The sequence below is a fragment of the Arenimonas donghaensis DSM 18148 = HO3-R19 genome (assembly GCF_000743535.1).
GTDB classification, from domain to species: Bacteria; Pseudomonadota; Gammaproteobacteria; order Xanthomonadales; family Xanthomonadaceae; genus Arenimonas; species Arenimonas donghaensis.
Map to the genome: position 1 here is coordinate 224,570 of NZ_AVCJ01000001.1, position 24,413 is coordinate 248,982.

The 24,413-nt window shown below is 69.6% G+C and carries 25 protein-coding genes, 4 tRNA genes and 1 pseudogene; 26 read left to right on the top strand and 4 right to left on the bottom strand.

Annotated features, from left to right (window positions below):
• Positions 1 to 5 precede the first annotated feature (5 nt).
• The 25 genes from N788_RS15020 (at position 6) to N788_RS01195 (ending at position 20,173) form a co-directional block, all read left to right on the top strand.
• Positions 6 to 182 (top strand): DUF1674 domain-containing protein, encoded by a 177-nt coding sequence (locus N788_RS15020; RefSeq protein ID WP_084695813.1) that lies wholly within the window; start codon positions 6 to 8, stop codon positions 180 to 182.
• A 57-nt stretch (positions 183 to 239) separates the two neighbouring features.
• Positions 240 to 635, top strand: coding sequence for a succinate dehydrogenase, cytochrome b556 subunit (sdhC, locus tag N788_RS01080; RefSeq protein ID WP_034220117.1), 396 nt, complete (start codon positions 240 to 242; stop codon positions 633 to 635).
• The gene (sdhD, locus tag N788_RS01085; protein ID WP_034220120.1) at positions 632 to 1,009 is read left to right on the top strand and encodes a succinate dehydrogenase, hydrophobic membrane anchor protein; all 378 of its coding nucleotides are present in this window, start codon (positions 632 to 634) and stop codon (positions 1,007 to 1,009) included. Before sdhC ends, sdhD begins: the two co-directional genes overlap by 4 nt.
• 7 nt (positions 1,010 to 1,016) lie before the next feature.
• The gene (gene sdhA / locus N788_RS01090; RefSeq protein ID WP_034220123.1) at positions 1,017 to 2,807 is read left to right on the top strand and encodes a succinate dehydrogenase flavoprotein subunit; all 1,791 of its coding nucleotides are present in this window, start codon (positions 1,017 to 1,019) and stop codon (positions 2,805 to 2,807) included.
• A 15-nt stretch (positions 2,808 to 2,822) separates the two neighbouring features.
• The gene (locus tag N788_RS01095) at positions 2,823 to 3,605 is read left to right on the top strand and encodes a succinate dehydrogenase iron-sulfur subunit (protein ID WP_034220126.1); all 783 of its coding nucleotides are present in this window, start codon (positions 2,823 to 2,825) and stop codon (positions 3,603 to 3,605) included.
• 2 nt (positions 3,606 to 3,607) lie between these two features.
• Positions 3,608 to 4,024, top strand: coding sequence for an MAPEG family protein (locus tag N788_RS01100; RefSeq protein ID WP_034220128.1), 417 nt, complete (start codon positions 3,608 to 3,610; stop codon positions 4,022 to 4,024).
• On the top strand, positions 4,021 to 4,269 hold the full coding sequence (locus N788_RS01105) for an FAD assembly factor SdhE (RefSeq protein ID WP_034220130.1): 249 nt from the start codon (positions 4,021 to 4,023) through the stop codon (positions 4,267 to 4,269). The genes N788_RS01100 and N788_RS01105 overlap by 4 nt, the downstream gene beginning before the upstream one ends.
• The gene (locus N788_RS01110) at positions 4,253 to 4,684 is read left to right on the top strand and encodes a hypothetical protein (RefSeq protein ID WP_051924217.1); all 432 of its coding nucleotides are present in this window, start codon (positions 4,253 to 4,255) and stop codon (positions 4,682 to 4,684) included. The genes N788_RS01105 and N788_RS01110 overlap by 17 nt, the downstream gene beginning before the upstream one ends.
• Before the next feature lie 6 nt (positions 4,685 to 4,690).
• Entirely contained in the window at positions 4,691 to 5,935 is a 1,245-nt protein-coding gene (locus N788_RS01115) for a lipoprotein-releasing ABC transporter permease subunit (protein ID WP_034220134.1), read from the top strand.
• Positions 5,928 to 6,629: a lipoprotein-releasing ABC transporter ATP-binding protein LolD gene (lolD, locus tag N788_RS01120; RefSeq protein ID WP_034220137.1), complete on the top strand. Its 702-nt coding sequence runs from the start codon at positions 5,928 to 5,930 to the stop codon at positions 6,627 to 6,629. Before N788_RS01115 ends, lolD begins: the two co-directional genes overlap by 8 nt.
• A 1-nt stretch (position 6,630) precedes the next feature.
• Positions 6,631 to 9,147: a DNA internalization-related competence protein ComEC/Rec2 gene (locus N788_RS01125; protein ID WP_051924218.1), complete on the top strand. Its 2,517-nt coding sequence runs from the start codon at positions 6,631 to 6,633 to the stop codon at positions 9,145 to 9,147.
• Positions 9,035 to 9,655 (top strand): MotA/TolQ/ExbB proton channel family protein, encoded by a 621-nt coding sequence (locus tag N788_RS14155; protein WP_084695814.1) that lies wholly within the window; start codon positions 9,035 to 9,037, stop codon positions 9,653 to 9,655. The genes N788_RS01125 and N788_RS14155 overlap by 113 nt, the downstream gene beginning before the upstream one ends.
• The gene (locus N788_RS01135; protein WP_034220141.1) at positions 9,652 to 10,074 is read left to right on the top strand and encodes an ExbD/TolR family protein; all 423 of its coding nucleotides are present in this window, start codon (positions 9,652 to 9,654) and stop codon (positions 10,072 to 10,074) included. Before N788_RS14155 ends, N788_RS01135 begins: the two co-directional genes overlap by 4 nt.
• Complete coding sequence (gene msbA / locus N788_RS01140; protein ID WP_034220144.1) at positions 10,071 to 11,825, top strand: lipid A export permease/ATP-binding protein MsbA; 1,755 nt, start codon at positions 10,071 to 10,073, stop codon at positions 11,823 to 11,825. Before N788_RS01135 ends, msbA begins: the two co-directional genes overlap by 4 nt.
• The gene (gene lpxK, locus N788_RS01145) at positions 11,822 to 12,829 is read left to right on the top strand and encodes a tetraacyldisaccharide 4'-kinase (protein WP_244444061.1); all 1,008 of its coding nucleotides are present in this window, start codon (positions 11,822 to 11,824) and stop codon (positions 12,827 to 12,829) included. Before msbA ends, lpxK begins: the two co-directional genes overlap by 4 nt.
• Positions 12,826 to 13,599: a 3-deoxy-manno-octulosonate cytidylyltransferase gene (gene kdsB / locus N788_RS01150; RefSeq protein WP_034220147.1), complete on the top strand. Its 774-nt coding sequence runs from the start codon at positions 12,826 to 12,828 to the stop codon at positions 13,597 to 13,599. Before lpxK ends, kdsB begins: the two co-directional genes overlap by 4 nt.
• Before the next feature lie 17 nt (positions 13,600 to 13,616).
• A complete protein-coding gene (locus N788_RS01155) occupies positions 13,617 to 14,078 on the top strand; it encodes a low molecular weight protein-tyrosine-phosphatase (protein WP_034220149.1) in 462 nt (153 codons plus the stop codon).
• Positions 14,079 to 14,106: 28 nt separating this feature from the next.
• A complete protein-coding gene (locus N788_RS01160) occupies positions 14,107 to 15,522 on the top strand; it encodes a redoxin domain-containing protein (RefSeq protein WP_034220152.1) in 1,416 nt (471 codons plus the stop codon).
• A gap of 18 nt (positions 15,523 to 15,540) precedes the next feature.
• Complete coding sequence (gene uvrC / locus N788_RS01165) at positions 15,541 to 17,373, top strand: excinuclease ABC subunit UvrC (protein WP_034220154.1); 1,833 nt, start codon at positions 15,541 to 15,543, stop codon at positions 17,371 to 17,373.
• Positions 17,374 to 17,400: 27 nt separating this feature from the next.
• Positions 17,401 to 17,961, top strand: a complete 561-nt coding sequence (gene pgsA / locus N788_RS01170; protein ID WP_034220155.1) for a CDP-diacylglycerol--glycerol-3-phosphate 3-phosphatidyltransferase — start codon at positions 17,401 to 17,403, stop codon at positions 17,959 to 17,961.
• Positions 17,962 to 18,013: 52 nt separating this feature from the next.
• A tRNA-Gly gene (locus N788_RS01175) sits at positions 18,014 to 18,089 on the top strand.
• Positions 18,090 to 18,169: 80 nt separating this feature from the next.
• A tRNA-Cys gene (locus tag N788_RS01180) sits at positions 18,170 to 18,243 on the top strand.
• A 55-nt stretch (positions 18,244 to 18,298) separates the two neighbouring features.
• A tRNA-Leu gene (locus N788_RS01185) sits at positions 18,299 to 18,385 on the top strand.
• 28 nt (positions 18,386 to 18,413) lie between these two features.
• Positions 18,414 to 20,042, top strand: coding sequence for an FMN-binding glutamate synthase family protein (locus tag N788_RS01190; protein ID WP_034220156.1), 1,629 nt, complete (start codon positions 18,414 to 18,416; stop codon positions 20,040 to 20,042).
• 55 nt (positions 20,043 to 20,097) lie between these two features.
• Positions 20,098 to 20,173 (top strand) — tRNA-Val (locus tag N788_RS01195).
• A 38-nt stretch (positions 20,174 to 20,211) separates the two neighbouring features.
• Here N788_RS01195 and N788_RS01200 read toward each other — a convergent pair.
• The 3 genes and pseudogenes from N788_RS01200 to N788_RS01205 form a co-directional block, all read right to left on the bottom strand.
• Positions 20,212 to 22,590 (bottom strand): cation-translocating P-type ATPase, encoded by a 2,379-nt coding sequence (locus tag N788_RS01200; RefSeq protein ID WP_244444062.1) that lies wholly within the window; start codon positions 22,588 to 22,590, stop codon positions 20,212 to 20,214.
• Between the two features lie 21 nt (positions 22,591 to 22,611).
• Positions 22,612 to 22,716: pseudogene (locus N788_RS15165) on the bottom strand (cation-transporting P-type ATPase); the annotation flags it as partial.
• Positions 22,700 to 23,557, bottom strand: coding sequence for a hypothetical protein (locus tag N788_RS01205; protein ID WP_034220161.1), 858 nt, complete (start codon positions 23,555 to 23,557; stop codon positions 22,700 to 22,702). The pseudogene N788_RS15165 and the gene N788_RS01205, both read right to left, overlap by 17 nt.
• Positions 23,558 to 23,701: 144 nt before the next feature.
• Here N788_RS01205 and N788_RS01210 point away from each other — a divergent pair, with 144 nt between their 5' ends.
• On the top strand, positions 23,702 to 24,046 hold the full coding sequence (locus N788_RS01210; RefSeq protein ID WP_034220163.1) for a hypothetical protein: 345 nt from the start codon (positions 23,702 to 23,704) through the stop codon (positions 24,044 to 24,046).
• Positions 24,047 to 24,109: 63 nt separating this feature from the next.
• On the opposite strand, the gene N788_RS01215 is transcribed toward N788_RS01210, so the two are convergent.
• A complete protein-coding gene (locus N788_RS01215) occupies positions 24,110 to 24,400 on the bottom strand; it encodes a DUF1244 domain-containing protein (protein WP_034220165.1) in 291 nt (96 codons plus the stop codon).
• Positions 24,401 to 24,413: the final 13 nt, after the last annotated feature.

Here is a 24,413-nt window from a genome sequence, read left to right on the forward strand (position 1 = left end):
TTCGAATGACCACGGAGCCGCGCATCATAGGCGATACCCCCGCTCGTCCCGAAACCCCGGACGGCGGCGCCGGCGGCAACGAGGCCGGCAAGGCGCCTCCCGCGGAGATCGGCGGGCGCGACGGCCCGGACCCCACGCGCTACGGCGACTGGGAGAAAAACGGCCGCTGCATCGACTTCTGACGCCACGCCGACATCCGGCGGGGCATCCTTCCCCACACCAACCTACGAGCGCAGCCCATGGCGACGCAAGAACGACCCCTGTCCCCACACCTGCAGGTCTACAAGCCGCAAATCACGATGGTGATGTCCATCCTGCACCGCATCACCGGCGTGGTGCTGGCCCTGGGCTCGCTGCTGTTGGTCGCCTGGCTGGTGGCGGTCGCCGGCGGCGCCGCGGGTTTCGAGCATGCACGCTCTGTGCTGGCCTCGGTGCCTGGACAGATCATGCTTTTCGGCCTGTCGGCCTGCCTGGTCTACCACTTCCTCAACGGCATCCGGCACCTCGCCTGGGACGCCGGCCATGGTTACGACATTCCCCGTCTCTACGCCAGCGGCTACGCCGTGGCCGTGCTGACCCTGGTGCTGACCGGCGGCCTGTGGTGGCTGGGCCTGCGCATGGGAGGTGCGGCATGAGCCTGCGCAACCCGCTCGCCCGGGCCAAGGGCCTGGGGTCGGCCAAGGACGGCACCAGCCACTGGTGGCACCAGCGGCTCACCGCGATCGCATTGCTGCTGCTGAGCCCGTGGTTCGTCATCCTGATGGTCGGGATGATCGGCGACGACCAGATCACCGTGCGCGCCGTCCTGGCGCAGCCACTGACCGCCGCGCTGATGACCGCCTTCGTGCTGTCGCTGCTGTGGCACGCCAAGCTTGGCCTGCAGGTGGTGATCGAGGATTACGTGCACGGCGGCGCCGAGCTGCTGCTGCAGGTGATCGTCAAGTTCGTCTTCGCCATCGCCGCCATCGCCTCCCTGCTGGCCATCGGCCGCATCGTATTCACTGCCTGAGAACGCCATGACGTCCGCCTACAAGATCCACGAGCACAAGTACGACATGGTCGTCGTCGGCGCCGGCGGTGCCGGCCTGCGCGCCACGTTCGGACTGGCCCAGAAGGGCCTCAAGACCGCCTGCATCAGCAAGGTGTTCCCGACCCGCTCGCACACCGTCGCGGCGCAGGGCGGCATCTCGGCCGCGCTGGGCAACATGGGCGAGGACGACTGGCGCTTCCATTTCTACGACACCATCAAGGGGTCGGATTGGCTGGGCGACCAGGACGCCATCGAATACATGTGCCGCGAAGCGATCCCGGCGATCATCGAACTCGAGCACCAGGGCGTGCCGTTCTCGCGCACCGACGACGGCAAGATTTACCAGCGCCCGTTCGGCGGCATGACCACGCACTACGGCAAGGGCACCGCCCAGCGTACCTGCGCCGCCGCCGACCGCACCGGCCACGCGATCCTGCACACGCTGTACCAGCAGTCGCTGGCGCACTCGGCCGAGTTCTTCATCGAATACTTCGCGCTCGACCTGATCATGGACGAGGAGGGCGCCTGCCTCGGCGTGCTGGCCCTGGACATGTCCACCGGCGAACTGCACCTGTTCCGCGCCCAGGGCACGGTGCTGGCGACCGGTGGCTACGGTCGCGCCTACTTCAGCGCCACCTCGGCCCATACCTGCACCGGCGACGGCGGCGGAATGGCGCTGCGCGCCGGGCTGCCGCTGCAGGACATGGAGTTCGTGCAGTTCCACCCGACCGGCATCTACGGCGCCGGCTGCCTGATCACCGAAGGCGTCCGCGGCGAAGGCGGCATCCTGCGCAATTCGGACGGCGAGCGTTTCATGGAACGCTACGCGCCCAATGCCAAGGACCTGGCCTCGCGCGACGTGGTGTCGCGCTCGATGACCATCGAGATCCGCGAAGGCCGCGGCGTCGGCCCGAAGAAGGACCACATCCACCTCGACCTCACCCATCTCAACCCGGCTGACATCCACGAGAAGCTGCCGGGCATCGCCGAGACCGCCAAGATCTTCGCCGGCGTCGACGTCACCAAGCAGCCGATCCCGGTGCTGCCGACCGTGCACTACAACATGGGCGGCCTGCAGACCAACTACCACGGCGAGGTCGTCACCCTGCGCGACGGCAACCCGGACACCGTGGTGCCGGGCCTGTACGCCATCGGCGAAGCCGCCTGCGTGTCGGTGCACGGCGCCAACCGCCTGGGCTCGAACTCGCTGCTCGACCTGGTGGTGTTCGGCCGCGCTGTCGCCAACCGCTGCGCCGAGACCATCAAGCCCGGCGCGCCGCACAAGTCGCTGGCGGCCTCGGCCTGCGAGAAGTCGCTGGCCAACCTGGACAAGTTGCGCAACGCCAGCGGCGGCACGCCGACCGCGGTCATCCGCGACAACATGCAGCAGGTGATGCAGAACAACGCCGCGGTCTTCCGCACCGGCGACACCCTGCGCGAAGGCGTCAGCAAGATCAGCGAGGTCCACGCGTCCTTCGCCGACGTGCGGGTCTCGGACCGGTCGCTCATCTGGAACTCCGACCTCATCGAAACCCTGGAACTGCAGAACCTGCTGGGCCAGGCGGTGGCGACCATGGTGTCGGCGGAGAACCGCAAGGAATCCCGCGGCGCCCACGCCCGCGAGGATTTCTCCGAACGCGATGACGACAACTGGCACAAGCACACCCTGTGCTGGGTGGACGACGCGGGCCAGACCCGCCTCGACTACCGCCCGGTGCACATGTACACGCTGAGCAAGGACGTTGACGTCGTCCCGCCCAAGGCGCGGACCTACTGACCAGGAAAAGCACAGATGGCTGAGTTCACCCTCCCCAAGAATTCCAAGGTCGGCAAGGGCAAGCATTTCGCGGCCCAGGGCGCGAAGAACGTGCGCACCTTCAAGGTCTACCGCTGGAACCCCGACGACAGCGCCAACCCGCGCACCGACACCTACGAAGTCGACATGGACGCGTGCGGGCCGATGGTTCTCGACGCGCTGATCAAGATCAAGAACGAGATCGACCCGACGCTGACCTTCCGGCGTTCGTGCCGCGAGGGCATCTGCGGCTCCTGCGCGATGAACATCGACGGCACCAACACCCTGGCCTGCACCAAGGCGATCGAGGACTGCGGCAAGAAGGAAGTACCGATCTACCCGCTGCCGCACATGCCGGTGGTGAAGGACCTGGTGCCCGACCTCACGCACTTCTACGCGCAGTACGCCTCGATCAAGCCCTGGCTGCGCACCCAGAGCGCGGCGCCGGCCAAGGAGCGCCTGCAGTCCAAGGAAGACCGCGCCAAGCTCGACGGTCTCTACGAATGCATCCTGTGTGCCTGCTGTTCGACCAGTTGCCCCAGCTACTGGTGGAACGGTGACCGCTACCTGGGGCCGGCCGTGCTGCTCCAGGCCTACCGCTGGATCATCGATTCCCGCGACGAGGACACCGGTGCGCGCCTGGACGACCTCGAGGATCCGTTCAAGCTCTACCGCTGCCACACCATCATGAATTGCACCCGCACCTGTCCCAAGGGCCTGAACCCGGCCCGTGCCATCGGCGAGATCAAGAAGCTGATGCTGCAGCGACGGGGTGCCTGAGCATGGACGCCCGCGACCTCCTGCTGCCGGGTTTCGCGATGGCGGCCCTGACCATGCTGGTGATGTTCCGGATGGGGTTCGAACGCCTGAGCCAGCTGGCCCGCGAGCGAATCCACCCGCAGGCCGTGGCCACGTCGGCGCAGATGTCGGCGCGCCTCAAGGACAGTCGCGCCGCCGACAACTTCCGCAATCTGTTCGAACTGCCGGTGCTGTTCTACCTGGCGCTGCTGGTCGGGGTGAACCAGGACCTGGCCTCGCCGCTGACGGTCGGGCTGGCCTGGGCTTTCGTCGGGCTGCGCGTGGCGCACAGCGCCATCCACTGCAGCTACAACAAGGTCCCGCACCGCTTCGCCGTCTACGCCCTGGGCGCACTGGTGCTGTGGACGCTGTGGGGCGTGCTGTTGGCCGGGGTGCTGTGAGCGAAGACGCGGAGCTCAAGCGCCTGCGCTGGCGCTGCCGGCGCGGCATGCGCGAACTCGACCAGCTGATGTTGCGCTATCTCGACGGCCGCTGGACGAGCGCGGACGACGCGGAACGGGCGCAGTTCCTACGGCTGATGGACACCGAGGACGATAAGCTCTGGCGATGGTTCATGGGCCGCGAGCGCCCGGAGGACACCGGCCTTGCCCTCATCGTCGAACGCATCCTTGCCCTGCCGCATTGAATGGCGCCCCTCGCGCTGGCTGGTCGGTGCACTCTGCCTGCTCGCCGGGCTGGCGGCCGCGTCGGTGCTGGCCAGCGGCTTGCCGGACGCACTCAAGCCGATGCTCGCCGGCCTGGTCGTCCTGGCCGGCCTGGCCCGGGCCCGGCGCGAGGCACTGCGCGCCCCGGTGTCCCTGGTCTGGCAAGGCGACACCCTGGTGGTGCATGACCTCGCCGGCGGGCGCCACCGCCTGAGCTCGCCCCGGCTACGGGAACAAGGTCCCTTGCTGCGCATCCAGGCCCGCACTGCGCAAGGGCGGCGCTGGTCGCGCAGCTGGTGGCCCGATACGCTAGCCGGTCCCGACCGCCGCCGGCTTCGCCTGGCCGCGGCCGTCAGCCCCCGTTCCGGAATCCACCTGCCTTCCATGGCAGCCTAGGCCCCCATGCTCCCGAATCTTTCCCTCGCCATCGGCCTGCGCTACCTGCGCGCCAAACGCCGCAATGGCTTCATCTCCTTCATCTCGATGGCGTCCATCCTCGGGATCATCATCGGCGTGATGGCGCTGATCACCACGATTTCGGTGATGAGCGGCTTCCAGCAGGAGCTGCGCGACCGCATCCTGGGCATGGTGGCGCATGCCACCGTGTCCGGCCTCGACGGCCCCCTGCAGGACTGGCCGCGGGCCGTGGCGCTGGCCGGCGAGGACCCGCGCGTGCTCGGTGCCGCGCCCTACGTCGAAACCGAGTCGCTGCTGCAGGGGCGCACGCGGCGGGGCGCGATCATCCGCGGCGTGATGCCGGCGCTGGAGCCCCAGGTCTCGGAGCTGGCCGACAAGATGGTGCAGGGCAGCCTGGACGACCTGCAGGCCGGCGAGTACCGGATCATCCTGGGCCGCGAGCTGTCGCTGCTGCTCGGCGCCGGCGTTGGCGATTCGGTCAATGTCTATATCTCCGAGTCCACCGTCACCCCGCTGGGCGCGATGCCGCGGGCGCGGCGGTTCGAGGTGGTGGGCATCTTCGAAGCCGGGGCCCAGGAGTACGACCTGGGCATGGCCCTGGTGCACATCGCCGACGCCCAGCGGCTGGGGCGGATGGGCGAGGGCGTCAGCGGCGTGCGGCTCAAGCTCGAAGACCTGTGGGAAGCCTGGCCGGTGGCGCGGGACCTGGCCGACCGCATGCAGGGCCACTACCGCGTGCGCGACTGGACCCAGGACCACGCCAATTTCTTCCGGGCGCTCAAGCTCGAGAAGACGGTGATGTTCATCCTGCTCTCGCTGGTGATCGCCATCGCCGCCTTCAACCTGGTGTCCTCGCTGGTGATGCTGGTGCAGGACAAGCAGTCCGACATCGCCATCCTGCGCACCCTGGGCATGTCGCCGGGGGCGGTGATGCGGGTCTTCATCGTGCAGGGCATGGTGATCGGCGTGCTGGGCATCGGCATCGGCGTCGCCAGCGGCGTGCTGTTGGCCAGCAACCTCTCGGAAATCGTGCATTTCATCGAACAGACCTTCAAGACCGAACTGATGCCCTCGGACGTCTACTACATTTCCGGCGTGCCCACCCTGGTGGACGCGGCCGACGTGGCCATGGTGGCCGCCGTGGCCTTCGTGCTGTGCCTGCTGGCGACGATCTACCCGGCCTGGCGCGCCTCGCGCACCGATCCGGCCACGGCGCTGCGCTATGAATAAGCCCATGAACGACGTCGTCATCCGCTGCGAGGACCTGGGCAAGACCTACCAGGAAGGCGACCTGCGCACGCCGGTCTTCGACGGACTGGAACTTTCCGTGCGCCGCGGCGAAACCGTCGCCATCGTCGGTGCCTCCGGCGCCGGCAAGAGCACCCTGCTGCACCTGCTCGGTGGCCTGGACAGCGCCAGTTCGGGCGAGGTGCACGTGGACGGGCAACGCATGTCGGCGCTGGGCGAGCGCGAGCGTGGCCTGTTGCGCAACCGGGCCCTTGGCTTCGTCTACCAGTTCCACCACCTGTTGCCGGAATTCACTGCGCTCGAAAACGTGATGATGCCGCTGCTCATCCGAGGCGACCGCGCCAGCGCGGCGCGTCCGGCGGCGCAGGCGCTGCTCGAACGCGTCGGCCTGGGCCACCGGCTGGGCCACAAGCCGGGCGAACTTTCTGGCGGTGAACGCCAGCGGGCCGCGGTGGCACGTGCCCTGGTCACCCGGCCGGCCTGCGTGCTTGGCGACGAACCGACCGGCAATCTCGACGAAAAGACGGCAGCGACCGTCTTCGACCTGCTGCTCGAACTCAACCGCGACCTGGGCACGGCCCTGGTCATGGTGACCCACGATCGCCGCCTGGCGCGGCGACTGGATCGGACCCTGGAACTGACCCAGGGACAACTGCGACCCGCCACCGGGGACTGATTTGCCGGGCCAGCGTGCCCCGGTCCCGGCGCCCTTCGGGCCCGGCGTCGCGGCTGCGCTGCTGGCCGGCGTGCTTTGGGTGCAGGGCTTGGCCAGCCTGCCGGGCCTGGCGATCTGCCTGGCCTGGGGCCTGTCCGGGTTATGGCTGTGGTGTTCGCCAACGCGCTGGCGCTGGCTCGGTGCCGGCCTGGTCGGTGTTTGCCTGGCCAGCGTGCATGGCATGCATGCACTGGCCTTGCGCCTGCCCGCGCCGGACGCGACCGGGATGCACGCGGTGCGCGGCTACGTGCTTGGCTTGCCTGAAGCCAACGATGGCTCCGTGCGCTTCGGCTTCCGGGTGGAGCAGGGGCAGGGCGACAGTGCCTGGCTCGAGGGCAGGCGGCTGCAGCTGGGCTGGTTCGTCCGGCCTGGCGAGCCCTTGCCGGCGATCGGGGCGGGCAGTCGGTGGCAGTTCGATCTCCGGCTGCGCGCACCGCGGGGCGTGGTCAACCCCGGGGGATTCGATTTCGAACGGCGGGCGCTGGAGCGGCGGCTCACCGCCACCGGCTACGTGCTCGCCGGCAGGCCCGCGGGCGAGCCGGCGGCCAGCCAGGCCATCGACCGCCAGCGAGAGCGGCTCTCGCTGGCGATCGCAGCGGCCGTGCCCGATGCCCGGGCCAGGTTCGTGCAGGCCCTGGCCCTGGGCGATACCCGTGGCCTGGACGACCACGACTGGACCGTGCTGCGTGCGACCGGACTGACCCACCTGATCGCGATCTCCGGATTCCACGTCGGCCTGGTCGCGGGTTTCGGCGCCCTGCTGGGCCAACTGCTCTGGCGGTTGTTCCCGGTGCTGGCGAGACGCTGGCCCCGGCCGCTGGGCACCGCAGCCATGGCCCTGGCGCTGTCGCTTGCCTACACCGCGCTGGCGGGTTTCGCGCTTCCCACCGTGCGAACCGCGCTGATGATCGCGGTGGTCGTGCTGGCGCGCTTGCTGCGCCGGCCGCAGGCCGACGGCCAGTCGCTGGCGTTGGCGACCATCGCCGTGCTGCTCGCGGACCCGCTGGCGGTGCTGTCGCCTGGCTTTTGGCTCAGCTACCTCGGGGTGGCCTGGCTGCTGTGGTGCCTGCCCAGGGAGCCGGGCCAGGGCTGGTGGCGTCCCTTCATCGGCGCCCAGGCCGTCGCGATGCTGGGACTGTTGCCGATCGGCGCCTGGTTCTTCAGCCAGGCCTCGCTGCCGGGTCCGCTGGTGAACCTGGTCGGCATTCCCTGGATCAGCCTGGGCGTGGTGCCGCTGGCCTTGCTGGGTTTGCTCCTGCATCCCGTGCACGAAGGCGCCGCGGCCCTGGCCTGGCAGGCGGCGGCCGCGATGATGGACCTGCTCTGGCAGGGCCTGGCCTGGGTGGCCCGGTGGCCGGCCGCGCTGGCCTGGCTGCCGGAGCCAAGCCTGGTGAGCGTGGCGCTGGCCCTGGCCGGCAGCTTCTGGCTGCTATTGCCCAGGGGCGTGCCCGGGAAAGGCCTGGCCGCGCTGTTGCTGTTGCCCTTGTTCTGGCCGGCCGCGGACCGGCCCGCACGCGGGGACGTCGACCTGTGGCTGGTGGACGTCGGGCAAGGCCTGGCGCTGGCGGTGATCACCCACCGGCACGTGCTGCTCTACGATGCCGGGCCGGCGCCACCGCGCGGCATGGACTTTGGTGAAGCCGCGGTGCTGCCGGCGCTGCGGGCGGCCGGCGTGCGTCGCATCGACCGCCTCGTGCTCAGCCACGGCGACAACGACCATGCCGGCGGCGCGAATGCCGTTCGCGCCGGCCTGCCGATCGCCCGCACGCTGGCGCCGGAGGCCTGGGCACGCCCCGGGATGCAGCCCTGCCTGGCGGGCGAGGGCTGGCAATGGGACGGCGTGCAGTTCACTTGGCTGCATCCGACGCCGCACTTTCCCTACCTGCGCAATGACAGCAGCTGCGTGCTGCACATCCGCTCGGCCGGCGCCAGCGCACTGCTGCCGGGCGACATCGGCAGGCACGTCGAGGCCCGGCTGGCGAAGCTGCCCCCCGGGGCGCTGCGCAGCGACGTGCTGGTGGTGCCGCACCACGGCAGCGACACCTCGTCGAGCCTGGATTTCCTTGCCGCGGTGAGGCCCCGGGTGGGGCTGCTGCCGGTTGGCCACGACAACCGCTTTGGCCTGCCCAAGCAGATCGTGCTCGACCGCTACCAGCGCTACGACGTGCGCCTGCTCGACAGTGCGTCGCTGGGGGCCATACGACTGCGCCTTGGACGCGACGGCGTGCGCGTGATCGAACGCCTTCGCCGTGACCGTCCGCGCTACTGGCGCCATGCCCCGGCTGGCGGCACAGGCTATGCTATCGGCGACCCCCCAACGGCAAAGGTGAGGCGTGCTGGAACTGATCAAGGCAGGCGGCTGGGTAATGGCGCCGATCATCGCGCTGGCGATACTGGCGCTGGCCATCATCCTGGAGCGCTTCTGGAGCCTGCGCCGGCAGGAAGTGCTGCCGCCCGGCCTGGGCGAAGAGGTCCGTGACTGGGCCCGCGGCCGGGAGCTGGACCCCAAGCACATCGACATCCTGCGCCGTAACTCGCCCCTGGGCGAACTGCTGGCCGCCGGGCTGGACGTGCGCCACCGCCCGCGCGAGATCATCAAGGAACGCATCGAAGACGTCGGCCGCCATGTCGCGCACCGCATGGAGCGTTTCCTCAACACCCTGGGCACCATCGCCGCCGTCGCGCCCTTGCTGGGCCTGCTGGGCACCGTGTTCGGCATGATCGAGATGTTCCTGGACATCCTCACCGCCGGCGTCGGCGACGCCAACCGCCTGGCGGGCGGCATCGGCCAGGCACTGATCTCGACCGCCGCCGGCCTGTGCGTGGCCATCCCCGCGGTCATCTTCCATCGTTACCTGCGCGGCCGGATCACCGGCTACGTGGTGGAAATGGAGCAGCAGGCCACCGCGCTGCTCGACGCCCTGGAGGAGGAGCCATCGGCCACGCCCGGCAAGCCGCCGCGCGCCACCAAGCGGAGCAAGGCGTGAAACTCAGTACCGGCCGCGTTCCCGATGAACCGGAGATCAGCCTCGTCTCGCTGATCGACGTGGTGTTCTGCCTGATCATCTTCCTGGTGGTCACCACCACCTTCGACCACCGTTCGGCGCTCAAGATCGTGCTGCCCAAGACCGATTCACGCACCGAGGTCCAGGTCGAGCAGCCGCTGACCGTGCTGATCGACGCCGAGGGCCGGATCTTCATCGGCAACAACGAGGTGCTCAAGACCGACCCCGCCTCGCTGCGCGCCAGCCTGGCCAGCGAGGCCGGCAGCGACCGCACGCGCCAGATCGTCATACGCGCCGATGCCCGTTCGCAGACCCAGCACCTGGTGACGGTGATGGACAGCCTGGGCCAGCTGGGCTTCACCCGGGTCAACCTGGCGACCACGCCCGGGGCGGAACCATGAGCTCGGAAACCCCGGCCTGGGTGGTCTACCGGCGACTGCTCACCCGCGCCCGCCGCTACTGGCCGCTGCTGCTCGCAGCCGGCATCGGCATGGTCTTCGAGGCCGGCGCGGCGGCGGCTTTCACCTGGATGATGAAACCCATCGTCGATGAAACCTTCGTCGCCCAGAACCCGGGCATGCGCTGGACGATCCCGCTGGCGATCGTCGCGCTGTTCGTGCTGCGCGGCATCGCCACCTTCGCCACCGACTACGGCATGGCCCGCACCGGGCGCAGCGTCGTGCGCGACCTGCGCGAGGACATCCTGGCCAAGTACCTGCGCCTGCCCAGCGAACGCTTCGACCGCGAACCGGTGCCGGCGATGGTGTCGCGCCTGAACTACGACACCGAGCAGGTCACCCAGGCCAGCTCGGACGCGCTCAAGACCATCCTCACCGACAGCCTCACCATCGTCGCGCTGCTGGGCGTGATGTTCTGGTACAGCCCGCTGGTGACCCTGGTGATGCTGGTGCTGGCGCCGTTGATCGCCGGCATTTCCGCCGTGGTGGGGCGCCGCTACCGGCGCATCAACCGCGGCATCCAGGACGGCGTGGCCAACATGGCGCAGATCGCCGAACAGGCGCTGTCGGCGCAGCAGGAAGTCAAGATCTACGGCGCCCAGGCATCGGAACTGGCGCGCTACCGCAGCCTGATCGGCCAGAACCTGCGCCTGGGCGTGAAAGTGGAGGCGACGCGCGCGGGTGCTTCCTCGCTGGTGCAGACCCTGGCGGCGGTGGCGCTGGCGGTGATCCTGCTGGTCGCCGGCCACGAAGCCAGCCAGGGCCGCATGACCGCCGGCATCTTCGTGGCCCTGCTGACCTCGATGATGGCGATGCTGCCTTCGCTCAAGCGCATCGCCAACGTGCAAAGCGTGGTCCAGCGCGGCGTCGCCGCGGCCGACCGGCTGTTCTTCATCCTCGACGAGGCCGACGAAGCCGATGGCGGCCGGCGCGAACTGGCCCGCGCCCGCGGCGAGATCGAATTCCGCGACGTCTCGGTGATCTATCCCGGGCAGGAAACACCGGCCCTGTCCGGCATCAGTTTCCGGGCCGCGCCTGGCACCGTCACCGCCATCGTCGGCCGTTCGGGCAGCGGCAAGTCGACGCTGATCCGCTTGCTGCCGCGCTTTTACGAAGCCAGCCAGGGCGAGGTGCGCGTGGACGGCGAGCCGGTCGGCGATTACCGCCTCGCCGACCTGCGCCGCCAGATCGCCATGGTCGGCCAGCGCGTGATGCTGTTCGATGACTCGATCAGCGCCAACATCGCCTATGGCGCCGACGCTGGCGCCGACCCCCAGCGCATCCGTGCCGCCGCCGAAGCCGCCAATGCGCTGGAGTTCATCGAGCGCCTGCCTGGCGGCATGCAGGCCACGATCGGCGAGAACGGCGGCCTGCTTTCCGGCGGCCAGCGCCAGCGGCTTGCCATCGCCCGCGCCATCCTCAAGGACGCCCCGATCCTGATCCTGGACGAGGCCACCGCCGCGCTGGACACCGAGTCCGAACGGCTGGTGCAGGACGCCCTGAACCGGCTCATCCCGGACCGCACCACCCTGGTCATCGCGCACCGCCTGTCCACGGTGGAACACGCCGACCAGGTGCTCGTGCTCGACGGCGGCAAGCTGGTGGAGCAGGGCACCCATGCCAGCCTGCTGGCCAAGGGCGGGCTCTACGCCCACCTGCACCGCATGCAGTTCCGCGAGCCGGAGGCCGGGTGAAGGCCCGGCTCGAGCGCTGGCTGCTGCGGCGCTGGTATGGCGACGTGGCGCCGGGGCCGGCACTTCGGCTGCTGGCGTGGGTCAACGGCGGGATCATCCGGATGCGACGGCATTTTTATGCCAGCGGCTGGCTGCGCACGCACCGGCTGCCGGTGCCGGTGCTGGTGGTCGGCAACCTGGTCGCTGGCGGCGCCGGCAAGACCCCGTTGACGATCGCCCTGGCGCGGGCGCTCGCGCGACGTGGCTGGAAGCCTGGCATCGCCAGCCGGGGCCACGGCCGGACCAGCCGGGAACCCACCTGGGCGCGGCCCGACTCCAGTCCCGCCGACTGTGGCGACGAACCGCTGCTGATTGCGCGCCAGACCGGCCTGCCGGTGGCCGTCGATCGCGATCGCGCGGCGGCGGCGCGCCGGCTGGTCGCGGCCGGCTGCTCCCTGGTGATCGCCGATGACGGCCTCCAGCACCTGCGCCTGGGCCGCGACCTGGAAATCGAAGTCCGCGACGGCGAGCGGCGGCTCGGCAACGGCCGGCTGATCCCGGCCGGGCCGCTGCGCGAACCCGCCGGCCGCGGGGTCGATTTCAGGGTGATCAACGGCGGCGACGCCGACACCGGTGAATGGCGCATGGACCTGCGCCTGGGCGATGCCCAGCCCTTGGGGCCGGGCGAGCCCCGGCCCCTGGGCCTGTTCGAACCCGGCCCGGTGCACGCGATCGCTGGCATCGGCCATCCGGCGCGCTTTTTCCGGGCGCTGCGCGCCGCAGGCCTGCAGGTGATCGAACACGCGTTTCCCGACCACCACCGCTACCGGCCGGGCGAGCTGGAATTCGCCCCGGCGGCGCCACGACTGATGACGGAAAAGGATGCCGTCAAATGCGCCGGTTTCGGCCTGGCCAATACCTGGTCGGTGCCGGCCGTGGCGGACCTGCCGGACGCCTTCGTCGAGGCCGTCCACGAAAAGCTGCTCGTACACCGTCGCGAACCGGCACCCGGAACCCCGCCATGAAAACGCCTGACTTCATCGTCGCCATCCCGGCCCGGTACGGCGCCACGCGCTTGCCGGGCAAGCCGCTGCGCCTGATCGCCGGCGAACCTATGGTCGTGCACGTGGCCCGCCGCGCCCTTGCCGCCGGGGCGAGCGAGGTGGTGGTGGCGACCGACGACCCGCGCATCGCCGAGGCCCTGGCCGGGCAGCCACTGCGCGTGTGCATGACCCGCGCCGAGCACCCTTCGGGCACCGACCGCCTGGCCGAATGCGCGGCGCAGCTGGGCTGGGACGACGACCAGATCGTCGTGAACCTGCAGGGCGACGAACCGTTTGCCCCGCCCGAGGGCATCCGCGCCGTCGCCGCCGCGCTGGCCTCGGGCGGCGCCGAGATGGCCACCCTGGCCACGCCCATCGAGGACGCGCAGACGCTGTTCGACCCCAATGCCGTGAAACTGGTCCGGGACGCCAACGGCCTGGCGCTGTACTTCAGCCGCGCCCCCATTCCCTGGCAGCGCGAGCGTTTTGCCCGTGACCGCCTGGGCCCGGTGGCGGGCACCGCGCTGCGTCACATCGGGATCTACGCCTACCGCGCCGGCTTCCTGCGCACCTTCACCCGCCTGCCGCCCGGCCAACTCGAGCAGCTCGAAGCCCTGGAACAACTGCGCGTGCTCGAGGCGGGCCATCGCATCAGGGTCGGCCTGAGCCCGGTCGAGTTCCCGCCCGGGGTCGACACCGAAGCCGACCTGGCGCGCGCCGAGCGTCGTTTCCTGGCTGAGAAAAAGAATTAATTAACCGATACAAGCTATTGAATATATTGTTTATATGCATGGGCAATATCTGCCGGTCGCCGCTGCTGGAGGGCTGGGCCGGCCATCGGCGCCCGGACGCGCAGGTCGCCTACACGGTCGATTCGGCCGGCACCGGCGGCTGGCATGCCGGCGATCCGCCCGACGCGCGGGCCGTCGCCGCGGCACGGCGCCGGGGCGTGGACATTTCGGCTCAGCGCGCCCGCCAGCTGCAGGCCAACGACTTCCAGCGCTTCGACCTGCTGCTGTGCGCCGACCGCGACAACCTCGCCGCCGTGCAGACGCTGGCTCCGTCGGACGCGCGTGGGCGCATCGCGCTGGCCCTGGACTGGTGCGGCGTCTCACGGGGCGGGGAAGTGCCCGATCCTTATTACGGCCAGGAACGCGATTTCGACCACGTCTGCCAACTCGCCAGCGAAGCCGCCGAAGGCCTGCTGCGGCGTTTGGCTTCGCAGGCATAATGACCCGAGCCCCCTGGACACCCTGCCCATGACCGTCCACGCCGCCCCCGAACTGCCGGCCCAACTGCAGTGGCTCAATGCCGACCCGCAGCGGATCGAAACGCACCGGGGCCGCGTGCTGGGACTGGTGTTCTGGAATGCCGCCTCGGCCTATTGCCACACCCTGCTCGGGGAGCTCACCCGGCTGCAGTCGAAGTTCCCGCTCGGCCTGACCCTGCTGGGCATCCACTTACCGCGTTTCGATTCCGAGCTCGACGGTCGCCTCGTGCTCAAGGCGGCCAACCGCCTGGGTATCCCTTTCCCGGTCGCCAATGATCGTGGCTGGAGCGCCTGGCAGCACTACGGCATCCAGTCCTGGCCGTCGGTCGCGCTGGTCGACACCCGTGGCCGCCTGCGCGAGGTCTTCACCGGCGACGACCAGGCCGTGCGCCTGGAGAACGCCATCCGCGGCCTGGTCGACGAGGTCGGCGGCGCCGTGTTGCAGGCCGATCCGCCGCGCCGGCTGGGCAGCGAGCCCCGGCTGCCGCTGGCATTCCCTTCGGGCCTGGCGGTCGGCGAAAACCACCTTTACGTGGCCGACACCGGCCACCATCGCATCCTCGAATGCACGCATTCGGGCCGCGTGCTGCGCGAGTTCGGCACCGGCCACGGCGACCTGGTCGACGGCGCCGCCGAGGACGCCGCCTTCCGCCTGCCGCGCGGCCTGTGCCTGGTGCGCGAATCGCTGTACGTCGCCGACACCGGCAACCACGCCCTTCGCCGCATCCGCCTGCTCGACGGCGCGGTGGAAACCCTGGCCGGCACCGGCCGCCCGGGCACGCCCCGCGAGGGCAGCGGCAAGGCCTTGGAGCTGCCGTTGAACCAGCCCTGGGACGTGGTCGGCAACCTCGACCGCATCTATATCGCCCTGGCCGGCAGCAACCAGGTCTGGGAATACGAACTGGGCCAGTCGCGGCTCAAGCTGACGGCGGGCTCGGGGGACATGGGACTCGCCGACGGCCAGGCCCGCAACGCGATGTTCGCGCACCCGGCGGCGCTGGCCCAGGTGCAGCAGACGCTCTACATCGCCGATGCCGCCAGTTCGGCCATTCGCTCGCTGCAGATCGCCCAGGGCCAGGTGCAAACCCTGGTGGGGCAGGGGCTGTACGAATTCGGCGACCAGGACGGCCAGCGCCGCGATGCGCGCCTGCAATACCCGCTGGCGCTGGCGCTGGATCCCGCCAGCCCGGTGCTGTGGATCGCCGACAGCTACAACGGCTGCCTGCGCCGCCTGCGCCTGGGCGGCGGCGACGTCGCCACCCACGAATTGCCGCAGACGCTGGAACAGCCCGCGGCCCTGGCCGCCGGTCCCGGCTCGCTCTGGATCGCCAACACCGGCGCCCACGAAGTCCTGCGCTACGACCTGGGCACCGGCAAGCTGGGCCGGCTGCCCATTGGCGAATAACGGGCGGATGGCCGGCGCATGACCGACGGGCCGGAGCAGACCCAGGATTTCGATGGCAAGGCCTTCGTCCGCCAGCTGACCCCGGCGCCCGGGGTCTACCGCATGCTGGCGGCGGACGGCACGGTGCTCTACGTGGGCAAGGCGGCCTCGCTCAAGAAGCGCGTCTCCAGCTACTTCCTCAAGGAGCAGTCGTCCAGGCGCATCGCGCTGATGGTGGCGCAGATCGCCGGCATCGAAGTGACGGTCACCCGCACCGAAAGCGAGGCGCTGATCCTGGAGAACCAGCTGATCAAGTCCCTGCGTCCGCGCTACAACGTGCTGCTGCGCGACGACAAGAGTTACCCGCACATCCTGCTGACCGATGAAACCTGGCCACGGCTGGCCTACCACCGCGGACCGCGGGCGGTGCCGGGCCGCTACTTCGGTCCCTACCCGGGCTCGGGCGCGGTGCGCGAGACCCTGGACCTGATGTTCAAGCTGTTCAAGCTGCGCAGCTGCGAGGACAGCGTCTTCCGCAACCGCAGCCGGCCCTGCCTGCAACACCAGATCGGCCGCTGCAGCGCGCCCTGCGTCGGCCTGGTGCCCACCCGCGAATACGACGCCACCGTGCGGCGCGCGGCGCTGTTCCTGGAGGGTCGCAGCACCGAGCTGGTGGACGAACTGGGCCAGGCGATGGAGTCGGCCAGCGCCCGCCTGGAGTTCGAACAGGCGGCGCAACTGCGCGACCAGATCGCCGCCGTGCGCCGTATCCAGGCCCGCCAGTACGTCGAGGGCGAGCAGGTGGAAATGGACGTGCTGGCCTGCGTGCTCGAACGCGGCCAGGCCTGCGTGCTGCTGATGGCCTTTCGCAACGGTTTCAACCAGGGCACGCGCAGCTTCTTCCCCAAGGCCAATGGGGCCGAAGCCTGCGAGGAAGTGCTGGGGGCCTTCGTAGCCCAGCATTACCTGGAACACGCGCCGCCGCGCGAGATCGTGCTCAGCCACGCCATCGCCGACCAGGCCCTGCTGCAGGAGGTGCTCGGCGCCCAGGCCGGGCGCAAGGTCGAGATAAAGGCCTCGGTGCGCGGCGAGCGTGCACGTTACCTGGACATCGCCCGCAAGAACGCCGCCCTGGCCCTGGGCACCGAGCTGGCCAGCAGCGCCAGCCAGCGGGCCCGGCTGGTCTCGCTGCAGGGCCTGCTGGGCATGGCGCAGGCGCCATCGCGCATCGAATGCTTCGACATCAGCCACACCATGGGCGAAGCGACCGTGGCCTCGTGCGTGGTTTTCGACGCCGAGGGCCCGGTGCGCGGCCAGTACCGGCGCTACAACATCACCGGCATCGAACCCGGCGACGACTACGCCGCGATGCACCAGGCGCTCGAACGCCGCTTCCGCCGCGGCATGGAAGACGGCGTGCTGCCCGACCTGCTCCTGATCGACGGCGGCGCCGGCCAGCTGGCGCAGGCCAGGGAGGTGCTGGCCGGCCTCGGGCTGACCGGCGTCACCATGGTCGGCGTCGCCAAGGGCGAGGCACGGCGTGCCGGCCACGAGGCCCTGGTGTTTCCCGATGGCCGCGAGATCCGTCCGGGAGCCGCGTCGCCGGGCCTGCAGCTGGTGCAGCAGGTGCGCGACGAAGCGCACCGCTTCGCGATCACCGGCCATCGCGGCAAGCGGCAGAAGGCCCGCGAGACCAGCCGGCTCGAAGACATCCCGGGCATCGGTCCGCGCAGGCGGTCGGCACTGCTCAAGCACTTCGGCGGACTGGCCGGGCTGCGGGATGCCGGCGTCGAGGAAATCGCCCGCGCCGAGGGCGTCAGCGCTGCGCTCGCGCAGCGCATCTACGATGCACTGCATGGACTTGAGCCATAATCGCGCGACCCCATCCATGGCGTACTGATGAACCTGACCATCCCCACCATGCTCACCATCTTCCGGATCCTGCTGATCCCGGTGCTGGTGGCGGTGTTCTACCTCCCGTACAGCTGGACCAATATCGCCGCGGCGGCGGTGTTCATCCTGGGGGCGGTGACGGACTGGGCCGATGGCTGGATCGCGCGGCGCTTCGGCATGTATTCGGCGTTTGGTGCCTTCCTGGACCCGGTGGCCGACAAGCTGACGGTCGCCTTCGCCTTGCTGCTGGTGGTCGAGCGCTACCCGACGCCGCTGATGGCGATGCTGGCCGCGATCATCATCGGTCGCGAGATCACCATCTCGGCCCTGCGTGAATGGATGGCGCAGATGGGGGCCCACGGCCTGGTCAAGGTGGCCGGGCTGGGCAAGCTCAAGACCATCGTGCAGATGACCGCCATCAGCTGCCTGCTGTTCCAGGAAGACCTGTTCGGGCTTCCGGTCTTCCAGATCGGCGAATGGCTGCTCGGCGTGGCCGCGGCACTGACCCTGTGGTCGGGCTGGGACTACCTGCGGGCCGCCTGGCCGACCATGCGCAAGAAGGGTTGAAGGAAAAAAGTATTGACAGGGGGGCGGCCGATCCCCAAAATACGCGTCTCTTGCGGGAATAGCTCAGTTGGTAGAGCACGACCTTGCCAAGGTCGGGGTCGCGAGTTCGAGTCTCGTTTCCCGCTCCAGTTTCAGACAAAGCCCCGTTCGCCGGGGTTTTGTTTTTTCCGGATGCCTCGCGCTAAGCTTGGCACCGGTATCGCTTCCCGGCCGGGTGGCAGAGTGGTCATGCAGCGGACTGCAAATCCGCGTACGCCGGTTCGATTCCGACCTCGGCCTCCAAAGCTTTCAAGCCCCGCTCCGGCGGGGCTTTTTCTTTGTGGCACCATGGCGCGATGCCCGGGTGGCGAAACTGGTAGACGCATGGGACTTAAAATCCCCCGGCCGCAAGGCCATGTGGGTTCGACCCCCACCCCGGGCACCATCTGAGGCCCCAGGGGAGTTACCTACCGATGTTGCCAAATCGCTACTGGCCCTTCGCAAGCTGCCTACTGCTGACGGTGCTCTCCAGCCTCGCCGCGCTGTACGTGCCCCTCGCCGGCTGGGGCGTGGTGGCCTTCGGCACCTTGTCGCTGGTGGGTCTTTGGGACCTGGTGCAGAAAAAGCACACCTTGCGGCGCAATTACCCGTTGACGGCGCACTTCCGCTACGGGCTCGAGTCGATCGGCCCGGAAATCCGCCAGTACTTCATCGAGTCCGATACCCACGAAGCGCCGTTTTCACGCCTGCAGCGCGCCATCGTCTACCAGCGTGCCAAGGCCGTGACCGACACCCGGCCCTTCGGCACCATGCGCGACGTCTACGGCGACGACTACGAGTGGATCAACCACTCGATGCAGCCGGCCAGGGTTGATTCGCACGACTTCCGGATCGCCGTCGGCGAAGATCGCGCGCAGCCCTACCAGGCCAGCGTCTTCAATATTTCGGCGATGAGCTTCGGCTCGCTGTCGGGCAATGCCATCCTGGCGCTCAACGCCGGTGCCAAGCGGGGCGGGTTCTACCACGACACCGGCGAGGGATCGATTTCGCGCTACCACCGGGAACACGGCGGCGACCTGGTCTGGGAAATCGGTTCGGGCTACTTCGGTTGCCGCGACGCCGAGGGCCGCTTCGACCGCGAACGCTTCCAGAGCAATGCCGTCGATCCGCAGGTCCGCATGATCGAACTCAAGCTCAGCCAGGGCGCCAAGCCGGGGCAGGGCGGCATCCTGCCCGCGGCCAAGGTCAGCCCCGAGATCGCCGAGGCACGCGGCATCCCGGAAGGGGTGGAGTGCCACTCGCCGTCCTCGCACAGCGCGTTCTCGACGCCGATCGGACTGCTCGAATTCATCCAGGAACTGCGGGACCTGTCGGGCGGAAAGCCCACCGGCTTCAAGCTGGCGGTGGGGCATCCCTGGGAATGGTTCGCGATCGCCAAGGCGATGCGCGAAACCGGCATCACCCCGGATTTCATCGTCGTCGACGGTGCCGAGGGCGGCACCGGCGCCGCCCCGATGGAGTTCATCGACCACGTCGGCGCGCCCATGCGCGAGGCGCTGATGCTGGTCCACAACACCCTGGTCGGCCTGGACCTGCGCGCGAAGGTGCGGGTCGCCGCGGCCGGCAAGGTCGTGACTGCCTTCGATATCGCCCGGGCCCTGGCCCTGGGGGCGGACTGGTGCAATGCCGCGCGCGGATTCATGTTCTCCCTGGGTTGCATCCAGTCGCAGAGCTGCCATACCGACCGGTGCCCGACCGGCATCGCCACCCAGGACCGCAGCCGCCAGGCCGCCCTGGACCCGGTGGACAAGGCCACGCGGGTCTACAACTTCCATCGCAACACGGTGATCGCGCTCAAGGAACTGCTGGCGGCCGCCGGGTTGACCCATCCCTCGCAGCTGGGGCCCGAACACATCGTGCGCCGGGTGTCGTCGACCGAAGTGCGGTCGCTGGCAAGCCTGCACCAGTTCGTCGCCCAGGGCCGGCTGCTCGAGGGCGTACCGGAGCACCCGGTCTTCCAGGTTTTCTGGGACCGGGCCCGGCCGGACAGCTTCGCGGCGCCCCCGGAAGCCGCCCGGATGATGGCCACGAAGCTGCGCTAGCGGCGCCCGGCGCCTTGACCGCTTGGGTGCCGGTGGGTAAGATTCGCCGCTCTTCGGGCGGTTAGCTCAGTTGGTAGAGCATTGCTTTCACACGGCAAGGGTCACAGGTTCAAGTCCTGTACCGCCCACCAGGTTTCGAAGGAAAGGCCCGGCACTGCCGGGCCTTTTTTCATGTCCGCGGCCGCCCGCCCTTTCCTTGCCGACCCAGGATCGCCTGGACCGCGGGAACCGGCTTGAACAGTTCCAGCGCGAGGCCACCGACCAGGCCCAGGGCCAGGGCCTGCCCGGCCTGGCCCAGGCTGGGCAGGCCGAACTTGAACAGCTCGCGCAAGGCCGGCACCCCGATGCAGGCGGCCAGGATGGCGGCGGCACCGAGGGCGATCACCACGAACGCGCGACCATTGCCTCGCAGCCAGGCCCGGCCTCGCCGGGAGAGGCTGGCCACCATCGCCAGGTTGCCGGCCGTGAGCGCCAGGATGGCGAGCGTGCGCGACACCTCGTCGTCGGCACCACCGGCCTGCGCCAGCAGGTAGGCGACCATGCAAAGTGCCAGCAGCACCAGGCCCATCCCCACCGCCAGGGCCAGTTGCGCGCCGCCCACCAGGGACTCGGACAATGGGCGCGGTGGCTGCTGCATCAGGTCCGGTTCACCGGGCTGGGCTTCGAAAGCGACCGAGCACATGGGGTCGATCACCATTTCGATCAGCACGACGTGGGCCGGCAGCAGAAGCGGCGGGAAACCCATAAGCAGGGGCAGCATCGCCAGACCGGCGATCGGCACGTGCACCGCGACGATGTACAACATCACCTTGCGCAGGTTGTCGAAGATGCGCCGCCCCTGGCGCACGGCGTCGACGATCAGGCCGAAGTCCTCCTGCATCAGGACCAGGGGCGCCGCCTCGCGGGCGACGTCCGTGCCGCGCTGGCCCATCGCGATGCCGATGTGCGCGGCCTTGAGGGCGGGAGCGTCGTTGACCCCGTCGCCGGTCATGGCGACCACGTCGCCCCGTGCCTTGAGCGCCTGCACCAGGCGCAGCTTCTGCTCCGGCCGCACCCGGGCGAACACGCCTTCGCCGGCCGCTGCCGCCGAGAACTCGGCATCGTCCATGCCGTCGAGTTCGCTGCCCAGGTGGACGTGGTCGGGCGCCTGCAGGCCGGCCTGCCGGGCGATCGCACGCGCCGTGGGCGCGAAGTCGCCAGTCAGCATCACCACCCGTATGCCGGCCTCACGCGCCTCGGCGACGGCCGCGGGCACCGTTGGCCGCAGCGGATCCTCGAAGCCGACCAGGCCGAGCCACTCAGGCCTGAGATCGGCGTGGTTGGCGGGGAGGCTTTTGCCTGGGTGGCCATGCGCCACGCCGAGAACCCTGAGCCCCCGCGCCGCAGCGGCGGCAGCCGCCTCGAGCACCGCAGCTGTTTCGTCGGCCCCGAGCCTGCACAGCCGCGCCACGGCCTCGGGTGCGCCTTTGGTGGCCACCCGCAGCCCGCCGCCGGGAAGCGCATGGGCGACGCTCATCGCCGGCAGTTCGGGAGACACCGGGAAGTGGCCGGACTCGGCCTGCTGCAGCCCTTCCCGCGCCAGGGTTTGCAGTGCGCGGTCCATGGGGTCCATGGAGTGGGAACGGCTGGCCAGGATCGCGACGTCCAGGAGCGATGCCATGTTCGCGGGCGACAGTTCGCCGGGCTTGAGGGAGACGTCCCGGTCGCCCTCGCACAACCAGGCAACCCGCATCCGGTTTTCAGTGAGCGTGCCGGTCTTGTCCACGCACAGCACCGTCGCCGCGCCCAGGGTCTCGACCACCGCGGCGCGGCGAACCAGCACGCCGACCCGGGCCATCCGCCAGGCACCGAGCGCGAAAAAAACCGCCAGCGCCAACGGGAATTCCTCGGGCAGCATCGCCATCGCCAAGGCAATGGAGGACAGCAGGCCCTGGACCCATTCGCCGCGGACCAGGCCATGGAACAACATCAGTGAAAGGCTCACGGCCAGCGCCACGACCCCGAACAACCGCACCAGGCGCGCCGTGTTGCGCTGGAGGCGGGTCGATTCGATCTCGATGTCGCCGAGCGCCTGGCCGATCCGGCCGCTGCGGGTCGCGACCCCCGTACGGGTGACTTCGGCCAGTGCATTGCCACCAATGACCAGGGTACCGGCGAATACTTCGCCTGCTTCGCCTTCGCCCCCTGCGCGTTTTTCGACGGGCAGGCTTTCGCCGGTCAGCAGCGACTCGTCCACGGCCAGCGAACGCGCGTCATGCAGCGTCGCATCGGCGGGCACGCGCACGCCTTCCTCTACCACCAGAAAGTCGCCGGGAACCACCTCGGCGGCAGGCAGCCGTTGCGCCACGCCCCCGCGGATGACCACGGCAACGGGCGCGCCCAGCGCACGCAAGGCTTCCAGCGCGCGCTCGCTGCGGCGCTCCTGGACCACGACCAGGCCAATGGTGACCAGGGCGAATCCACCCAGCAGGGCGCCTTCGGCCGGTTCACCCAGGACGAGGTAAGCGCCGGCTGCCAGCGCCAGCAACAGGAACATGGGTTCGGACATCACCTGGACGGCGATGCGGCCCAGCCCCCGCCGCGGGGGCGGCGGTAGTTCATTGCGTCCGTGCGCCGCGAGGCGGCGTGCCGCTTCCTCGGGCTCGAGTCCCCGTGGATTACTCGAGCTGGTCACGCGCGAAACCGGCGTCCAGGGCCTCCATCGCGTCGCGTGCCTTGAGCTTGGCGGCTTTTTCGAACGCCGCTGCGGCCTGGTCTTCCTTTTTCTCACCGTGCAGCAGCAACAGCAGGTTGGCGTGCTCGACGTGGGTGATCGGCGAGGACGGCGTCAGCTTGAGCGCGGTGGCCATGTGTTTTTCAGCGGCGGCGGCCTTGGCGCCATAGGTCAGCCCGCCGACCAGGGCGCCGACCTTGTCGATGATCTCGGCGTGGTAAAGCGCCATCGCTGCCTGCGCTTCGGCGTGTTTGGGTGCCAGCTCGAGGGTCTGGTCGAGGGCCTTCCTGACCTTGCCGGCCAGGCCCATCTTCAAGGCCTTGGCGATGGAGATGCCCTGGCTGTAGCGGCCCATGGCGTGGGCGAAGCGATAGTGGCTGTTGGCCTCCGCGGGCAGGGCCGCGATGGCGGCCTCGGCCAGCTTGCCGGCCTGTTCATAGCGCCGGAGCTGTTCGTCCTCGTCGTCCACCAGGTAGGAGGCATGGATGGCCAGGGCCTTGCAGGCCACCGAGGCGCCCACCGGCCCCAGCGCCGAACCGGCCTCGAAGGCCTGCTGGAAATCGCCGCGGTGGAAGTCGCGCCAGGCGTCCTGGAGCGACTGGGCCAGGGCCGCCGCGTCCCCTCCCTTTGGCGCCGCCTTGCCAGCCGCCTTGATCAGGGCGCCTGCACGCTTGTCGTCGGGGAAAGGCTCGACGTCCCCGGCATGCAGGGCCGGCCAGGCCTTCTTGAGCTTGTCGCCGGCGTAGTCGAACGACTTGTCGGGGTGGGGGAAACGGGCCCATGCGGTTTTCTTGGCGGCCATGCCGATGCTCCTGCGCGTCAGGCAGCCAGCATCGCCCGAGCCACGCCGGCCCGCAAGCCGGCCCACTAGTGTGAAAGCTCGGGTCGCAGCGACCACACTGGCCTTCGACACGGGGCCTTCCGCCCCCCGACAGTGAGGCACGCCATGACCCGCCAGACCCCCAATCGTCGTCGCAAGGCCCAGATCGAAGTCAACCCGCGCACCCTGCTGCTCGCCGGCCTGGGCGCCGCGGTGCTCGCCCGCAAGCAGGCCCGCCGTTCGCTCGACGCCGTCGCCGGCAACGCCGACCTGCTGCGCGAGCGCGCCGAAGCCGCCGCCTGCGAGGCCGGCCGCCAGGTCGCCCGCCTGCGCACCCAGGCCGAAGCCTTCGCCGAACGCGCCCAGGCCGAATTCGAGCAGCGCTTCGTCGCAGGCAAGACCACCAGGAAGGCAGGTGCCCGCCGCGCCCAGCGCGCCACCGCGCCGCGCAGCCGCCGCAAGCGCGCCTGACACCAGACTCTCTATCCCGTCAGTGGGACTTCAACGCCCCGGCTTCGCAGCCGGGGCGTTTTTTTATCCGCGGTGCCGGGTGGCTTCGAAGGCCGCCAGCTGCTCCGGCGTGGCCTCGCGCTGGTGCAGGCGCTTGAATTCCGCGAAAGGCATGCCGTACACGTGTTCGCGGGCCTGGTCGCGGTCCATCGCGACGCCGGCCTCCCCGGCGGCCTCGCGCAGCCAGTCGGCCAGGCAGTTGCGGCAAAAGCCCGCCAGGATCATCAGGTCGATGTTCTGTACTTCGGTGCGTTCGCGCAGGTGGGCAAGCAGGCGCCGGAAGGCGGCGGCTTCAAGGGCAGTCGTGTCATTCATGTGGCGGTACCGG

Bases quoted from the DNA above. Each gene is read 5' to 3' on its own strand.
- N788_RS15020 (WP_084695813.1), top strand. From the start codon at position 6: ATGACCACGGAGCCGCGCATCATAGGCGATACCCCCGCTCGTCCCGAA.
- sdhC (WP_034220117.1), top strand. From the start codon at position 240: ATGGCGACGCAAGAACGACCCCTGTCCCCACACCTGCAGGTCTACAAG.
- sdhD (WP_034220120.1), top strand. From the start codon at position 632: ATGAGCCTGCGCAACCCGCTCGCCCGGGCCAAGGGCCTGGGGTCGGCC.
- sdhA (WP_034220123.1), top strand. From the start codon at position 1,017: ATGACGTCCGCCTACAAGATCCACGAGCACAAGTACGACATGGTCGTC.
- N788_RS01095 (WP_034220126.1), top strand. From the start codon at position 2,823: ATGGCTGAGTTCACCCTCCCCAAGAATTCCAAGGTCGGCAAGGGCAAG.
- N788_RS01100 (WP_034220128.1), top strand. From the start codon at position 3,608: ATGGACGCCCGCGACCTCCTGCTGCCGGGTTTCGCGATGGCGGCCCTG.
- N788_RS01115 (WP_034220134.1), top strand. From the start codon at position 4,691: ATGCTCCCGAATCTTTCCCTCGCCATCGGCCTGCGCTACCTGCGCGCC.
- lolD (WP_034220137.1), top strand. From the start codon at position 5,928: ATGAATAAGCCCATGAACGACGTCGTCATCCGCTGCGAGGACCTGGGC.
- N788_RS14155 (WP_084695814.1), top strand. From the start codon at position 9,035: ATGGCGCCGATCATCGCGCTGGCGATACTGGCGCTGGCCATCATCCTG.
- msbA (WP_034220144.1), top strand. From the start codon at position 10,071: ATGAGCTCGGAAACCCCGGCCTGGGTGGTCTACCGGCGACTGCTCACC.
- kdsB (WP_034220147.1), top strand. From the start codon at position 12,826: ATGAAAACGCCTGACTTCATCGTCGCCATCCCGGCCCGGTACGGCGCC.
- N788_RS01160 (WP_034220152.1), top strand. From the start codon at position 14,107: ATGACCGTCCACGCCGCCCCCGAACTGCCGGCCCAACTGCAGTGGCTC.
- uvrC (WP_034220154.1), top strand. From the start codon at position 15,541: ATGACCGACGGGCCGGAGCAGACCCAGGATTTCGATGGCAAGGCCTTC.
- pgsA (WP_034220155.1), top strand. From the start codon at position 17,401: ATGAACCTGACCATCCCCACCATGCTCACCATCTTCCGGATCCTGCTG.
- N788_RS01190 (WP_034220156.1), top strand. From the start codon at position 18,414: ATGTTGCCAAATCGCTACTGGCCCTTCGCAAGCTGCCTACTGCTGACG.
- N788_RS01200 (WP_244444062.1), bottom strand. From the start codon at position 22,590: ATGTCCGAACCCATGTTCCTGTTGCTGGCGCTGGCAGCCGGCGCTTAC.
- N788_RS01205 (WP_034220161.1), bottom strand. From the start codon at position 23,557: ATGGCCGCCAAGAAAACCGCATGGGCCCGTTTCCCCCACCCCGACAAG.
- N788_RS01210 (WP_034220163.1), top strand. From the start codon at position 23,702: ATGACCCGCCAGACCCCCAATCGTCGTCGCAAGGCCCAGATCGAAGTC.
- N788_RS01215 (WP_034220165.1), bottom strand. From the start codon at position 24,400: ATGAATGACACGACTGCCCTTGAAGCCGCCGCCTTCCGGCGCCTGCTT.